The 13,760-nt window shown below is 69.1% G+C and carries 13 protein-coding genes; 5 read left to right on the top strand and 8 right to left on the bottom strand.

From position 1 onward, the window contains the following. Nucleotides 1–87: 87 nt before the first annotated feature. The 8 genes from V8Z80_RS06950 to V8Z80_RS06915 form a co-directional block, all read right to left on the bottom strand. The gene (locus tag V8Z80_RS06950; protein WP_336061477.1) at nt 88–870 is read right to left on the bottom strand and encodes an SDR family oxidoreductase; all 783 of its coding nucleotides are present in this window, start codon (nt 868–870) and stop codon (nt 88–90) included. Further along, nucleotides 858–1,592 (bottom strand): SDR family oxidoreductase, encoded by a 735-nt coding sequence (locus tag V8Z80_RS06945; RefSeq protein WP_336061476.1) that lies wholly within the window; start codon nt 1,590–1,592, stop codon nt 858–860. Before V8Z80_RS06945 ends, V8Z80_RS06950 begins: the two co-directional genes overlap by 13 nt. Before the next feature lie 67 nt (nt 1,593–1,659). After that, the gene (locus tag V8Z80_RS06940; protein ID WP_336061475.1) at nt 1,660–2,685 is read right to left on the bottom strand and encodes a TRAP transporter substrate-binding protein; all 1,026 of its coding nucleotides are present in this window, start codon (nt 2,683–2,685) and stop codon (nt 1,660–1,662) included. An 82-nt stretch (nt 2,686–2,767) separates the two neighbouring features. Continuing rightward, complete coding sequence (locus tag V8Z80_RS06935; RefSeq protein WP_336061474.1) at nt 2,768–4,045, bottom strand: TRAP transporter large permease subunit; 1,278 nt, start codon at nt 4,043–4,045, stop codon at nt 2,768–2,770. Between the two features lies 1 nt (nt 4,046). Further along, nucleotides 4,047–4,571 (bottom strand): TRAP transporter small permease, encoded by a 525-nt coding sequence (locus V8Z80_RS06930; protein ID WP_336061473.1) that lies wholly within the window; start codon nt 4,569–4,571, stop codon nt 4,047–4,049. Nucleotides 4,572–4,664: 93 nt separating this feature from the next. Then, nucleotides 4,665–5,879 carry a fumarylacetoacetate hydrolase family protein gene (locus V8Z80_RS06925; RefSeq protein WP_336061472.1) on the bottom strand — a complete coding sequence of 405 codons (1,215 nt, stop codon included), beginning with the start codon at nt 5,877–5,879 and terminating at the stop codon, nt 4,665–4,667. 47 nt (nt 5,880–5,926) lie between these two features. Beyond that, nucleotides 5,927–6,703 (bottom strand): FadR/GntR family transcriptional regulator, encoded by a 777-nt coding sequence (locus V8Z80_RS06920; protein WP_336061471.1) that lies wholly within the window; start codon nt 6,701–6,703, stop codon nt 5,927–5,929. Nucleotides 6,704–6,744: 41 nt separating this feature from the next. Then, a complete protein-coding gene (locus tag V8Z80_RS06915; protein ID WP_336061470.1) occupies nt 6,745–8,181 on the bottom strand; it encodes an FAD-binding oxidoreductase in 1,437 nt (478 codons plus the stop codon). A 193-nt stretch (nt 8,182–8,374) separates the two neighbouring features. Between V8Z80_RS06915 and denD the strand changes: the two genes are divergently transcribed. The 5 genes from denD to trpE all read left to right on the top strand — a co-directional run bounded on the left by denD (nt 8,375) and on the right by trpE (nt 13,753). After that, nucleotides 8,375–9,358, top strand: a complete 984-nt coding sequence (denD, locus tag V8Z80_RS06910; RefSeq protein ID WP_155192731.1) for a D-erythronate dehydrogenase — start codon at nt 8,375–8,377, stop codon at nt 9,356–9,358. Nucleotides 9,359–9,376: 18 nt separating this feature from the next. After that, on the top strand, nt 9,377–11,161 hold the full coding sequence (locus tag V8Z80_RS06905; protein WP_336061469.1) for an IlvD/Edd family dehydratase: 1,785 nt from the start codon (nt 9,377–9,379) through the stop codon (nt 11,159–11,161). Between the two features lie 85 nt (nt 11,162–11,246). Next, nucleotides 11,247–11,537, top strand: a complete 291-nt coding sequence (locus V8Z80_RS06900) for a nucleotidyltransferase family protein (RefSeq protein WP_155192727.1) — start codon at nt 11,247–11,249, stop codon at nt 11,535–11,537. Next, entirely contained in the window at nt 11,534–11,899 is a 366-nt protein-coding gene (locus V8Z80_RS06895; RefSeq protein WP_155192725.1) for a HepT-like ribonuclease domain-containing protein, read from the top strand. The genes V8Z80_RS06900 and V8Z80_RS06895 overlap by 4 nt, the downstream gene beginning before the upstream one ends. 321 nt (nt 11,900–12,220) lie before the next feature. Then, nucleotides 12,221–13,753 (top strand): anthranilate synthase component I, encoded by a 1,533-nt coding sequence (trpE, locus tag V8Z80_RS06890; RefSeq protein WP_336061468.1) that lies wholly within the window; start codon nt 12,221–12,223, stop codon nt 13,751–13,753. Nucleotides 13,754–13,760: the final 7 nt, after the last annotated feature.

The following is a 13,760-nucleotide window of genomic DNA, read 5'->3' as shown; positions in this document are numbered from 1 at the left end:
CGCATGCGTCGATGAAGGCGCCGGCCCGCGGCGGGCGATGAAAAAAGGTGCAGGAAAAAAAAAGTATATCTGCGTGCCGGGTGCCGGCTACAGGCTGACGGTCAGCCCTCCATCGACAAAGATGACCTGCCCGTTCACGAAGGAGGACGCCTCGGCGGCCAGGAACACCGCGGCGCCGACCAGCTCGCGCACCTCGCCCCAGCGCCCGGCCGGCGTGCGCCGGCACAGCCACTCGGAGAATTGCGCGTCGTCGGCCAGCGCCTGGTTCAGCGGCGTGCGGAAGTAGCCCGGCGCGATCGCGTTGACCTGCAGCCCGCGCCCGGCCCATTCGGTGGCCATGCCGCGCGTCAGGTTGCGCACCGCGCCCTTGGTCGCCATGTACGGCGTGATGCCGGGCCGGCCCAGCTCGCTTTGCACCGAGGCGATATGGATGATCTTGCCCCGCCCGCGCGCCAGCATGTGGCGCGCGGCCGCCTGGCTGGCATGGAACAGGCTGGAGACGTTGGTGCGCAGCAAGCGGTCCCATTGCTCGGCGGGAAAATCCTCCAGCGGCGCGCGGTGCTGCACGCCGGCGTTGTTGACCAGCACGTCCAGCGGCCCGTGTTCGCGCTCGGCCCGGTCGATGCCGGCGCGCACGGCTTGCGGATCGGTAACGTCGAAGGCCAGCGCCGCGGCATCCAGGCCGTCCCGGCGCAGCGCGGCCACGGCCTGCCCGAGCCGCGCGCCGTCGCGGCCGTTGAGCAGCACCGCCGCGCCGTGCTCGGCCAGCCCGCGCGCCAGCGCCAGGCCGATGCCCTGGCTCGATCCGGTGACCAGGACGCGGCGCCCCCGCAGGTCGAACAGCGGGCTGGCCTGCATCAGTTGACCCATCCGCCGTCGATGACGTGCACCTGCCCGGTGGTATAGCGGGCGCCGGCCAGGTAGACCGCCAGGTCGGCGATCTCCTCGGGCTGGCCCAGCCGGCCCATGGGCTGGCGCGCGATGAAGGCGGCGCGCGCCTGCTCGTAGTCGCCCTGGGCGCGCATGCGCTGCTCCAGCGAGGGGCTTTGCACCGTGCCCGGGCAGATGGCGTTGCAGCGTATGCCGCGCGCCACGTAGTCGGCGGCCACCGCCTTGGTCAGGCCCACCACCGCCGCCTTGGTCACGCCGTAGGCGCAGCGGTTGGGCACGCCCTTGACCGAGCCGGCCACCGAGGCCATGTTGATGATGCTGCCCTCGCCGCGCGCCAGCATGCCCGGCAGGACCGCGCGGATGGTGCGCACCATGGCCCGCACGTTCAGGTCGAAGGCAAAATCCAGCTCCTGGTCGCGCATCTGCAGGATGTCGCCGGCATGCACCACGCCGGCGCAGTTGAACAGCACGTCGATGGCGCCGGCCGCCTCGACCGTCTCGCGCACCGCGGCCTCGTCCAGCACGTCCAGGCGCCGCGTGCTTACGCCCGGCACGCCTTGCAGCGCGGCCAGCTGGTCCTGGTCGATATCGGTGGCCAGCACCTGCGCGCCGGCGCGCGCGAAGGCCAGGGCCGAAGCCCGGCCTATGCCCTGCGCCGCGGCGGTGACCAGCACGGTCTTGCCTGCCAAGGTGTCGTTCACTTTCCTGTGTCTCCTTCGGGGGATTGCCGGCCGCGGGCGCGGCTGGTGGCCGCGCCCGCCAGCCGCGTCAGCCGGCGTTCTTGGCGCGCAGGTCGGCCAGGATCTTCTGCACCCGCTCGACCACGTCCGCGCCGATGGTGGCCTTGTGCTTCTCGTAGACCGGCGCCACCTTCTCGCGCATGCGCTCCTGCTCCTGCGGCGAGATCTCGTTGACCTGCAGGCCGGCAGCCTTGATCTTGGCCAGCGAGTCGTCCGAAACCGAGCGGATCACGCGGCGCTGCTCGTCGCGCCCGACCACCGCGCATTCGCGCAGCGCGGCCTTTTCGGCGTCGCTGTAGCGGTTCCAGATGGGCTTGGAGAACAGCACCAGGAAGGGCGTATAGGCGTGCTTGGTCACCGAGATGTATTTCTGCACCTCGTAGAACTTGGAGGTGTCGATGGTGACGAAGGGGTTTTCCTGGCCGTCGATGGCCCGCGTCTCCAGCGCCGAGAAGATCTCGCCGAAGGCCATGGGCGTGGCGTTGGCGCCCAGCGTGCGGAAGGTGTCCAGGAAGATGTTGTTCTGCATGACGCGCAGCTTCATGCCGTTGAAGTCTTCCCACTTGTTGACCGGCGCGCGCGAGTTGCTCAGGTTGCGAAAGCCGTTCTCCCAGTAGGCCAGGTTGATCAGGCCCGCCGCGTCCAGCTTTTCGTTGATGAACTGGCCGAACTCGCCGTCCACCACCGCATCGGCCTCCTTCTCGTCGGCGAACAGGAAAGGCAGGTCGAACACGCCCAGCGCCGGCACCAGCCCCACCAGCGGCGAGGACGAGGTGATCACGGCCTCCTGGGTGCCCGAGCGCAGCGCCTGCGTGGCCTGCAAATCGTCGCCCAGCGAGCTGCTCCAGTAGGCGGTGATTTTCATCTGGCCGCCGGATTTGTCCTGCAGGCATTGGTTGAACGCCTTGACGCCATCGGCCACCGGGTGATCCTGCGCCAGGCCGTTGGACAGGCGGATGTTGCGCGACTTGTAGTCGCCCTCTGCGGCGGTCCCAGGCAGGGCGAATGCGGCGCTCAGGGCAGCGGCCAGGCCGGCCAGCACGATCTTCTTCATGACTTTCTCCTCCGCGTTCGACGAACGCATGTTTTCCAGTGCAAACACCGGCCGGGGTGTCCGGCCGGCCGAAACGCGCCGGCTAGGTCAGCCAGCGCATGGGGACGGTGATCAACTCGGGGAAGATCACGAACAGCAGAAGCAAAGCGATATAGGTAAACAGGAAGGGCATGACCCCGCCGATGACCTTGCCCAGCGGCACCTTGGCCACGCCGCTGACCACGTTCAGCACCACGCCCACCGGCGGGGTCAGCAGCCCGATGCAGGTGTTCATCACGAACATCACGCCGAAGTACACCGGGTCGATGCCGGCCATCTTGATGATGGGCATGAGCACCGGGGTCAGGATCAGGATGGTGGGGGTCAGGTCCAGCGCCGTGCCCACCACGATGACCAGCAGCATGATGACCAGCATCAGCAGCTTGGGCCGGTCGATCAGCGGCTCGATCAGGCCGCCCAGTTCCGCCGGGATGTTGGCGGCCGTGATCAGGTGCGCCGACACCAGCGCCGCCGCGACCAGGAACATCACCACCGCGGTGGTCTTGGCCGCGCGCAGCACCACGCCGTACAGGTCGGCGGGCCGCAGTTCGCGGTAGATGAAGGTGCCCACGAACCAGGCATAGACGGCGGCCACGACGGCCGCTTCGGTGGGCGTGACCACGCCCATGCGGATGCCGCCCAGGATGATCACCGGCATGCCCAGCGCCCACAAGGCCCGGCCCGTGGCCCGCAGGCGCTGCGAGGCGCTTTGCCGGGGCAGCGGCTGGATATCGGACTTGCGCACCATGAACAGCCATACCGCGACCAGCGACAGGCCCATCATGATGCCGGGCGCGATGCCGGCCATGAACAGGCGGCTGATGGATACGTTGGCCGCCACGCCGAAGACGATGTAGGCCAGCGAAGGCGGGATCACCGGGGCGATGACGCCGCCTGCGGCCATCAGGCCGGCCGAGCGCGGCACGTTGTAGCCGGCCTGGCGCATCATCGGAATGAGGATGGCGGCCAGCGCGGCGGTATCGGCCGCGGCCGAGCCCGACAGGCTGGCCATGATCACCGCGGCCAGGATGGCCACGATGCCCAGCCCGCCCTTGATGTGGCCCACGCAGGCCAGCGCGAAGTCGATGATGCGCTTGGACAGGCCGCCGGCGTTCATCAGCTCGCCGGCCAGCAGGAAGAAGGGGATGGCCAGCAGCGTGAAGGTGTCGGCGCCGGTGACCATGTTCTGCGCGACGATCTGCGCGTTGAACATGTCCATCTGCCACATCATCATGGCGGCGCAGAAGATCAGCGCGAAGGCGACCGGCACGCCGATGGCCATGGCGCCCAGCAGCGAGCCCAGGAAAACGAGCAGCGTCATGTCAGGCCCCTTCCGACACGGCGTGGTGCTCGCCGACGAAGCGGGCGATCTCTACGTCGCTGACCCGGCCCAGCAGCACGCCGGCCAGGCGCACCGCCGCGATCAGGAAGACCCCCGCGCCGGTGAACAGGCCCACGCCGTACACCCAGGCCAGCGACAGGCCGGTGACCGGCGCGAACATGGTGGCGTTGATCTCGAACTGCATGTACGCGCCCGAGAAGAACAGCGCCGCGCAGCCCATGACGATCAGGTTGCTCAGCGCCATGCACACCAGGCGTCCCCGGCGCGACAGGCGCTGCACCAGCGTCTCGATGCCCAGGTGGCTGTGTTCGCGAAACACCAGCACCGCCCCGAGGAAGGTGAGCCAGACGAAGCAAAAACGCGAGAGCTCCTCGGACACGAGGATGCCGGAGTTAAAGCCGTAGCGCAGCACGACGTTGCCGAACACCATGAGGACCATGCCGGTCAGCAGCACGACCAGGATGGCGCCCAGCACGCGGTAGAACATATCGATGGCAGCTTGCATGCCTGCTCCTTTGGATGGACCGGGCTCTTGGCCCGGGCGTTCTTCTTTGCGGACGGGCGCCGCGGTAGTGCGCCCGCCCCGCGCTATCGGGCGCTAGCGGGCCAGCAGGCCGCGCCGCGCCAGGTTGTCTATCAATGCCCGCACGCCAAAGGTCCAGGGGCTGCACGCATCGGCGCGCTCGACCCAGTTGACCAGCCGGCCCAGCTCGGGCGCGGCGATCTGCACCCGGTCGCCGACCTCGTGGGTGAAGCCCTGCCCGGGGCCGCGCCGGTCCTGCGTGGGCGCGAACAGCGTGCCCAGGAACAGCACCGCGCCGTCCGGATACTGGTGGCAGCGGTTCAGCAGCTGCCCGGCCAGGTCTTGCGGCGTGCGGCTGATGGCGGCCATGGGGCTGACCGCGCGCAGGGCAAAGCCGTCCGGGCCCTGCACGTCCAGCGTCACCTCGACGCGGGCCAGCGCCCGCAGGTCGAAGCGTTCGTCGAACAGGCGGATGAACGGCCCGATCGCGCACGAGGCGTTGTTGTCCTTGGCCTTGCCCAGCAGCAGGGCCGAGCGGCCCTCGAAATCGCGCAGGTTGACGTCGTTGCCCAGCGTGGCGCCGACGATGCGCCCGTCCGAGGCAATGGCTAGCACCACCTCGGGCTCGGGATTGTTCCAATCCGAACCCGGATGGATGCCGATGCGCGCGCCGCAACCGACCGACGACATGGGCTGGGCCTTGGTGAAGATCTCGGCGTCGGGTCCGATGCCCACTTCCAGGTATTGCGACCACAGGCCCATTTCCTGCAGCAGCCGCTTGACCTCGCGGGCCTGGGGCGAGCCGGCCACGATGCCGCGCAGGTTCTCGCCCAGCACGGGCGCCAGACGTTCGCGCACGGCCTGCGCCTGCGCCGGATCGCCCTTGGCCCGTTCCTCGATCACGCGCTCGAGCATGCTGTCGGCAAAGGTGACGCCGGCGGCCTTGACGGCCTGCAGGTCCAGCGGCGCCAGCAGCCGTCCGGCGCGCCCGGACAGGAAATCGTCCAGCGTACCCAGCTCGGGATAAGGCCGCACGTCGTCGAAGCAGCGCGGCAGCTCGGCCTGCTCCAGCAGTTCGGACAAGGTGGGCGCGCGGCCCGACAGATCGTGCACGCGCCCCTCGTGGACCAGCACGGGGCAAGGCCCGCCGGCCGCGTCCGACCAGACGCGCCCCACCAGCCGGGCCTGCGCGGCGTCGCCGGGCAGGATATCGGCGGCCGCCAGCGCGGCGGCCTCGGGGGGAAATTGCGCGTCGATGTCGCCGCGTGGATCTTGCTCTGTCGCCGGCATGGATTGTCTCCTTTGTTCGATGTCTGTGCCTGCCCGCCGCGCCCGCTTCAGCGCGGGTCCGGCGGCCCCCCGGCCGGGGCGGCCCGGCCTGTCGCGGCGCGCCCGGCCGGCACCGCGTCCAGGTCCAGGCTCAGGCGCGAGGCCGCGCCGTGGATGTGGGCCAGCATGGCCCGGCGCGCGCCGACCATGTCGCGCGCCGCCACCGCATCGCGCACGGCCTGGTGCTCGGCGATGGTGACCTGCACGATCTCGTCGAGCACCGCGCGCTGGCGCGCCACGTTGATGGTCGAGCCCACCTTCTCGGCGATGAAGCCCACGAACAGGGTGAAGTATTCGTTCTGCGTGCCCAGCGCCAGGGCGCGATGGAAAGCCACGTCGGCGGCGATGGTCTCGGCTGTCCAGGAGGCGTCCATTTCGCGCATGGCCTGCAGCGTCTGGTCCATGCGTTCGAGATCCTCGGCCGTATGGTGCAGCGCCGCCAGGCCCGCGGCCTCGACTTCCAGCGGCACGCGCAGTTGAAAGAGGCTGCGAAAGCTCTCGGGGTTGGTCAGGTCGTTGCTCTCGATGCGGATGACCTGGCGCCGGCCCGGATCCAGCACGAAGGCGCCCACGCCCTGGCGGGTATCGACCACGCCCTCGTGGCGCAGCTGTGCGATGGCCTCGCGCACCACCGAGCGGCTGACGCCGAAGCTTTTGGCCAGCGTCTGCTCGGTCGGCAGCTTTTCGCCGGGCTTGATGTTGCCCGCGGCGATCTGCTGCCCGATGCTGGCGGCGATCTGGGCGGGCAGGTGTTCCAGGCGTTGGAGTTGTTCGAAGTTCGGCATGATGGGTTCCATAGGCTCGGCGCCGGCAGGCGCGGCAGGCGCTATTCGACCATGATCTGGCAACCGGGATTCATGCGTCCCTGCGGGTCCACGGCGCGCTTGAGCGCCTGCAGCAGCCCCAGCCGCACCGGCCCGGCGCGCCGCTCGAAGTCGGGCCGCTTGAGCCGGCCGATGCCGTGCTCGGCGCTGATGCTGCCGCCGAAGGCGTCGATGGCGGCGTTGATGATCTCCTTGGCGTCGTGGATGATGTCCATGCGCTGCGCGGTCGAGGCCGCGGCCGGCGGCAGCACGTTCACGTGCACGTTGCCGTCGCCCACATGGCCGTAGGACACCGTCAGGCAATCCGGATGCGCCTGCGCCAGCCGCGCCTGGACCTGGTCGACGAAATCGGCCAGGCGCGACAGCGGCACCGACACGTCGGTGCGCAGGTGCAGGCCCCGGCGGGCCTGGCCTTCGTTCATGGCTTCGCGAAACAGCCACAGGCCGCGGGCCTGCGCATGCGAGGCGGCCACCACGCCGTCGCGCACCGCGCCGGCCTCCAGGGCCTTTTCCAGGAAAGCCTGCATGAGCGCGCCCACGTCGACCAGGCCCGAGCCGGATATTTCCATCAGCACGTAGCCGGGATGCTCCTGGGCCAGGGGCAGCGGCAGGTCGGGCATGGCCTCGCGCGCCAGCATGAAGGCCGCCGGCGGCATGTATTCGAACGCGCTCATGAGGTCGCAGCAATCGCGCCGGGCCTGGCGATACAGCGCCAGCGCGGCGTGCAGCGAATCGACGGCCAGCAGCGCGGTCTCGACCTGTTCGGGCGCCGGCGAGAGCTTGAGCGAGACGGCCGTGACGATGCCCAGCGTGCCCTCGGCGCCGATGAACAGCTGCTTCAGGTCGATGCCGCGGTTGTCCTTGCGCAGCGTGCTTAGCCCGTCGAAGACCGAGCCGTCGGGCAGCACGGCTTCCAGCCCCAGCACCTGCTCGCGCGCCATGCCGTAGCGCAGCACGTTGATGCCGCCGGCATTGGTGCTGACGTTGCCGCCCACCTGGCAGCTGCCTTCGGCGCCCAGCGACAGGCCCAGGAACAGGCCTTGCTCGCGCACCGCCTGCTGGACCTGCTGCAGCACGCAGCCGGCCTCGACCACGGTCGAGAAATCGTCCGGGTCGATGCGGCGGATGCGGTTCATGCGCTCGAGCGTGAGCACCACCTGGCGGCCCGGCGCGTCGGGCGTGCCGCCCAGGACCAGCCCGGTGTTGCCGCCTTGCGGGATGATGGACAGGCCCAGCTCGCCGCAGGCGCGCACGGCCTGCGCCACCGCCTCGGTGCTGTCCGGACGCAGCACGGCCACCGCGCCGGTCTGCACGTCGCCGTGCCAGTCGCGGCAATAGCGCGCGTGCTCGGCCGGGTCGGCCAGCACGGCCGCCGCCCCCAGGCGCTGCACCAGCTTTTCGCGCAGACTGGCCAGATCGGCCACGGCCTCCGGGTTCATGCGGCAATGCTCCTCGCTGTGATGGATTTGTTGTTCGGCCGGCTTGTCGTAAGGTTGTCCGGCAACCGTATAATAGGTCATCGGACCAACCGCCACGGCTAGGGAATGCCCTTAGAACGCGGGGTCCGGCAATAGAAACGCCCCGGCGGTAAAAAGAAAGCGGCGCACCGCGCCGGCAAACGGAGACAAAGCAATGCACATCGCCATCATCGGCGCGGCCGGGATGATCGGCCGCAAGCTCGGCCAGGCGCTGGCCGCGGCCGGCCAGCTGGGCGGCAGGCCGATCGAACGCTTTACCCTGGCGGACGTGCTCGCGCCCGCCGCCCCGCCCGGCGCCGAAGCGGCCAGCACGCTGCTGGCCGCCGACCTGTCCGCGCCGGGCCAGGCCGAACGGCTGGTGGCGCAGCGCCCCGACGTGATCTTCCATCTGGCCGCCATCGTGTCCGGCGAGGCCGAGGACGACTTCGAGAAGGGCTATCGCATCAACCTGGACGGCACGCGCCTGCTGTTCGAGGCCATCCGCGCCGAATCCGGGCGCTCGGGCTACCGGCCCCGCGTGGTCTTTACCTCGTCCATCGCGGTGTACGGCGCGCCGCTGCCCATGCCCATCCCCGACGACTTCCTGCACACGCCCTTGACCAGCTACGGCACGCAGAAGGCGATCTGCGAGCTGCTGCTGTCGGACTATTCGCGCCGCGGGTTTTTCGACGGCATCGGCATCCGCCTGCCCACCATCTGCGTGCGGCCGGGCAAACCCAACAAGGCGGCCTCGGGCTTTTTCTCCAGCATCGTGCGCGAGCCGCTGATCGGCCAGGAAGCGGTGCTGCCGGTGCCCGAGGACGTGCGCCACTGGCACGCCTCGCCACGCTCGGCGGTCGGCTTCCTGCTGCACGCGGCCACCCTGGACCTGGCCCGCGTGGGCCCGCGCCGCAACCTGTCCATGCCCGGCGTGAGCGCCACCGTGGGCGAACAGATCCAGGCGCTGCGCCGCCACGCCGGCGAGCAGGCGGTGCGGCTGATCCGCCGCGAACCCGACCCGCGCATCACCGAGATCGTGCGCAGCTGGGCGCCCGGCTTTGCCGCCACCCGCGCGCGCGAGCTGGGCTTCGTGGCCGAGCAGGATTTCGACGAGATCATCCGCGTGCACGTGCAGGACGAGCTGGGCGGATCGCTGTAACCCGAACGGAGAAAAAACATGCAGAACAAGGCCCAGGGACGCCGCCTGCGCTCGCAGGACTGGTTCGACAATCCCGAGCACATCGACATGACGGCGCTCTATCTCGAGCGTTTCATGAACTACGGCATCACGCCCGAAGAGCTGCGCGCCGGCAAGCCCATCATCGGCATCGCGCAAAGCGGCAGCGACCTGAACCCCTGCAACCGCGTGCACGTGGAGCTGGCCCGGCGCGTGCGCGACGGCATCCGCGACGCGGGCGGCATCCCCATCGAGTTCCCGACCCATCCGCTGTTCGAGAACTGCAAGCGGCCCACCGCGGCGCTGGACCGCAACCTGGCCTACCTGGGCCTGGTCGAGATCCTGTACGGTTACCCGCTGGACGGCGTGGTGCTGACCACCGGCTGCGACAAGACCACGCCCTCGGCGCTGATGGCCGCGGCCACCGTGGATATCCCGGCCATCGTGCTCTCGGGCGGCCCCATGCTGGACGGCTGGCACGACAACGAACTGGTGGGATCGGGCACGGTCATCTGGCGCTCGCGCCGCAAGCTGGCGGCCGGCGAGATCGACGCCGAAGCGTTCATGCAGGCCGCCCTGGACTCGGCGCCCTCGGTGGGCCACTGCAATACCATGGGCACGGCCTCGACCATGAACGCCATGGCCGAGGCCCTGGGCATGTCGCTGACCGGCTGCGCGGCCATCCCCGCGGCCTACCGCGAGCGCGGCCAGATGGCCTATCGCACCGGCCGGCGCGCGGTCGAACTGGTACTCGAGGACATCAAGCCCTCCGACATCCTGACGCGCGAGGCCTTCCTGAACGCCATCCGCGTCAATTCGGCGCTGGGCGGCTCGACCAACGCCCAGCCGCACCTGATGGCGATGGCCCGCCACGCGGGCGTGGAGCTGCCCCTGCAGGACTGGCAGACCTACGGCTACGACATCCCGCTGCTGGCCAACGTGCAGCCCGCCGGCAAGTACCTGGGCGAGCGCTTCCACCGCGCCGGCGGCGTGCCGGCCATCATGTGGGAGCTGCAGCAGCAGGGCCTGCTGTTCGAGGACTGCCTGACCGTCACCGGCAAGACGATCGGCCAGAACCTGGCGGCACGCCAGGCCACCGACCGCGAGGTGATCTATCCCTTCGAGGCGCCGCTCAAGCCGCGCGCCGGCTTCGTGGTGCTGCGCGGCAACCTGTTCGACTTCGCCATCATGAAGACCAGCGTGATCTCGGAGGAATTCAGCGACCGCTACCTGCGCGAGCCCGGCCGCGAGGGCATCTTCGAATGCCGCGCGGTGGTCTTCGACGGCTCGGAGGACTACCACCGGCGCATCAACGATCCTTCGCTGCAGATCGACGAACGCACCCTGCTGGTCATCCGCGGCGCCGGTCCGGTGGGCTGGCCCGGCGCGGCCGAAGTGGTCAACATGCAGCCGCCCGACGCCCTGCTGCAGCGCGGGGTGCGCAGCCTGCCCACGCTGGGCGACGGCCGGCAGTCCGGCACGGCCGACAGCCCCTCCATCCTGCACGCCTGTCCCGAAAGCGCGGTGGGCGGCGGGCTGAGCTGGCTGCGCACCGGCGATATCGTGCGCATCGACCTGAACCAGGGCCGCTGCGACGCGCTGGTGGACCAGGCCGAGATCGCGCGCCGGCGCGAGCACGAGCAGATCCCCGCGCCGCCGCCTGCGGCCACGCCCTGGCAGATGCTGTACCGCGAGAACGTGGGCCACCTGTCCGAGGGCGCGGTGTTCGAGCGCACGCTGCGCTTCCAGCGCGTGGCGCGCCAGCCGCCGCGGCACAATCACTGAAGGGGCGGCGGGATCCAGCCCAAGACTGAAACGTACAGTCTAAGTTGGTATGATTCCAATGATTGACTTACGGGAAGGAGCGGCCATGCGACCCTCCGTGGTGCTCGACATGAAGCGAACCGCCGTGCGCGATGCGACTAGGCGCTTCCGCGTCGCCAACCCGCGCGTGTTCGGCTCGGTATTGCACGGCACCGACCAGGACGGCAGCGACCTGGACCTGTTGGTGGACGCATTGCCTGGCGCAACGCTCTTTGACCTTGGGGGCCTGCAAGACGAACTGGAGTCATTGCTGGGTGTGCAGGTGGATCTGTTGACGCCGGCGGACCTGCCTGCAAAGATTCGGGCAAAAGTCCTGGCAGAAGCGCGGCCTATATGACCGACAGCCGTTTGCCCGATTATCTCGATCATTTGCGACAAGCTGCGACAGACGCATGCAGCTTTGTTCAAGGACAAGGCAAGGAAGATTTCCTTGCGGATAAGCGTACGCAACAAGCTGTCATCATGAACCTCGTCATAATCGGCGAGGCAGCCACCAGGGTGATGGACGATCATCCTGATTTTGCTCGGGCGCATCCGGACATCCCTTGGCGCAGCATGCGCGGCATGCGCAACCGGATTGCCCATGGCTACTTCGACATCAATCTGGATGTCGTCTGGGATACCGTCCAGGCAGCATTGCCGGCATTATTGGAACAGTTGCTCACTATCGGCCAGAACGCCGAAAAATCCACCGGATGACTTGCCAGCCTGGCAGGCGCTGCGTCTACGATGGTATATTTGGCGCCAAGCGGGCCGCCCCCCTTGGCCGCCTGCCTGTTTCGACAAAGCCAGATCACGATGCATCCCGCAGCCCTCGAACCCGTTTTTGCCGGCGCCTGGTGGCGCTGGTGGCGTTCGTCCAACGGGTGAGGCGATTTCCCTGGCCCGGTCGATGCAAGGCGCGCCCGACGCATCCCCCGGCCCCGCAGTTTTCCCATACATAGAAATCCCCGCCCGGACCCAGACCACTGGCCGGGCTTTTTTGCATCGGCCGGCCCGAAACCCCGAACCGAGACTCTCATGACCGAACTGGAATTCAAGGCCCTGGCCTCGCAAGGCTACAACCGCATACCCCTGGTGGCCGAAACCTACGCCGACCTGGACACGCCCCTGGCCATCTACCTGAAGCTGGCGCACGCCGGGCCGGAAGGCGGGCGCATGAGCTGCCTGATGGAGTCGGTGGTCGGCGGCGAGCGCTTCGGGCGCTATTCCTTCATCGGCCTGCCCTCGCGCACGGTGATCCGCGCCAGCGGCCGCCTGACCGAGGTGCTGCGCGACGGCCAGGTGGTCGAGTCGCACGAAGGCGATCCGCTGGCCTTCATCGAGCAATACCAGCAGCGTTTCAAGGTGGCGCTGCGCCCGGGCATGCCGCGCTTTGCCGGCGGGCTGGCCGGCTACTTCGGCTATGACACGGTGCGCCACATCGAGCCGCGCCTGGGTCCGGCGGTCAAGCCCTTCCCGGCCGGCATGGACGAGGGCACGCCCGACATCATGCTGCTGCACGTGGACGAGCTGGTGATCGTGGACAACCTGGCCGCGCGCATCTACCTGATGGTGTATGCCGACCCGGCGCAGCCCGAGGCCTACGCCCAGGCCCAGCAGCGGCTGAAGTCGCTGCGCGCGCGACTGCGCAAGCCGGTGGACATCCCCTACAGCCACGCCACCGTGCAGACCGAGGCGCGCCGCGACTTCCGCAAGCAGGACTACCTGGCGGCGGTGCTGCGCGCCAAGGAATACATCGCCGCCGGCGACCTGATGCAGGTGCAGGTGGGCCAGGTGATCGCCAAGCCCTACCGCGACTCGCCGCTGTCGCTGTACCGTGCGCTGCGCTCGCTCAACCCCTCGCCCTATATGTACTTCTGGAACTTCGGCGACTTCCAGGTGGTGGGCGCCTCGCCCGAGATCCTGGTGCGCCAGGAAACGCTGGCCGCGCCCACCGGCAAGGTGGGCGAGACGCCCAGCCGCATCACCATCCGCCCCTTGGCCGGCACGCGCAAGCGCGGCGGCACGCCCGAGGAAGACGCGGCCCTGGCCGAGGAACTGCTGGCCGACCCCAAGGAGCGGGCCGAGCACGTGATGCTGATCGACTTGGCCCGCAACGACGTGGGCCGCGTGGCCGTGACCGGTACGGTCGAGGTCACCGACACCATGGTGATCGAGCGCTATTCGCACGTGATGCACCTGGTGTCCAACGTGCACGGCACGCTGCTGCCGGGCATGAGCAGCATGGACGTGCTGCGCGCCACCTTCCCGGCCGGCACGCTGACCGGCGCGCCCAAGGTCCGTGCGATGGAGCTGATCGACGAACTGGAGCCGGTGCGCCGCGGCATCTACGGCGGCGCGGCCGGCTACCTGAGCTATGGCGGCGAGATGGACGTGGCCATCGCCATCCGCACCGGCGTCATCAAGGACGGCATGCTGTACGTGCAGGCGGCCGCGGGTATCGTGGCCGATTCGGACCCCGAGAAGGAATGGCAGGAAACCGAGGCCAAGGCGCGCGCGGTGCTGCGCGCGGCCGAGCAGGTGCAAAGCGGGTTGGACGAGCCCTTCTGAGCGCCCG

Source organism: Orrella sp. JC864, assembly GCF_037026685.1.
In the GTDB taxonomy this organism is placed as follows: domain Bacteria; phylum Pseudomonadota; class Gammaproteobacteria; order Burkholderiales; family Burkholderiaceae_B; genus Orrella.
Note: the sequence above shows the minus strand (reverse complement) of the source record. Positions and strands in the feature narration are given on the sequence as shown.

Excerpts from the sequence above, each read along its gene's own strand:
- V8Z80_RS06950 (WP_336061477.1), bottom strand. The coding sequence starts at position 870 with ATGGGTCAACTGATGCAGGCCAGCCCGCTGTTCGACCTGCGGGGGCGC.
- V8Z80_RS06940 (WP_336061475.1), bottom strand. The coding sequence starts at position 2,685 with ATGAAGAAGATCGTGCTGGCCGGCCTGGCCGCTGCCCTGAGCGCCGCA.
- V8Z80_RS06935 (WP_336061474.1), bottom strand. The coding sequence starts at position 4,045 with ATGACGCTGCTCGTTTTCCTGGGCTCGCTGCTGGGCGCCATGGCCATC.
- V8Z80_RS06930 (WP_336061473.1), bottom strand. The coding sequence starts at position 4,571 with ATGCAAGCTGCCATCGATATGTTCTACCGCGTGCTGGGCGCCATCCTG.
- V8Z80_RS06925 (WP_336061472.1), bottom strand. The coding sequence starts at position 5,879 with ATGCCGGCGACAGAGCAAGATCCACGCGGCGACATCGACGCGCAATTT.
- V8Z80_RS06920 (WP_336061471.1), bottom strand. The coding sequence starts at position 6,703 with ATGCCGAACTTCGAACAACTCCAACGCCTGGAACACCTGCCCGCCCAG.
- V8Z80_RS06915 (WP_336061470.1), bottom strand. The coding sequence starts at position 8,181 with ATGAACCCGGAGGCCGTGGCCGATCTGGCCAGTCTGCGCGAAAAGCTG.
- denD (WP_155192731.1), top strand. The coding sequence starts at position 8,375 with ATGCACATCGCCATCATCGGCGCGGCCGGGATGATCGGCCGCAAGCTC.
- V8Z80_RS06905 (WP_336061469.1), top strand. The coding sequence starts at position 9,377 with ATGCAGAACAAGGCCCAGGGACGCCGCCTGCGCTCGCAGGACTGGTTC.
- V8Z80_RS06900 (WP_155192727.1), top strand. The coding sequence starts at position 11,247 with ATGCGACCCTCCGTGGTGCTCGACATGAAGCGAACCGCCGTGCGCGAT.
- V8Z80_RS06895 (WP_155192725.1), top strand. The coding sequence starts at position 11,534 with ATGACCGACAGCCGTTTGCCCGATTATCTCGATCATTTGCGACAAGCT.
- trpE (WP_336061468.1), top strand. The coding sequence starts at position 12,221 with ATGACCGAACTGGAATTCAAGGCCCTGGCCTCGCAAGGCTACAACCGC.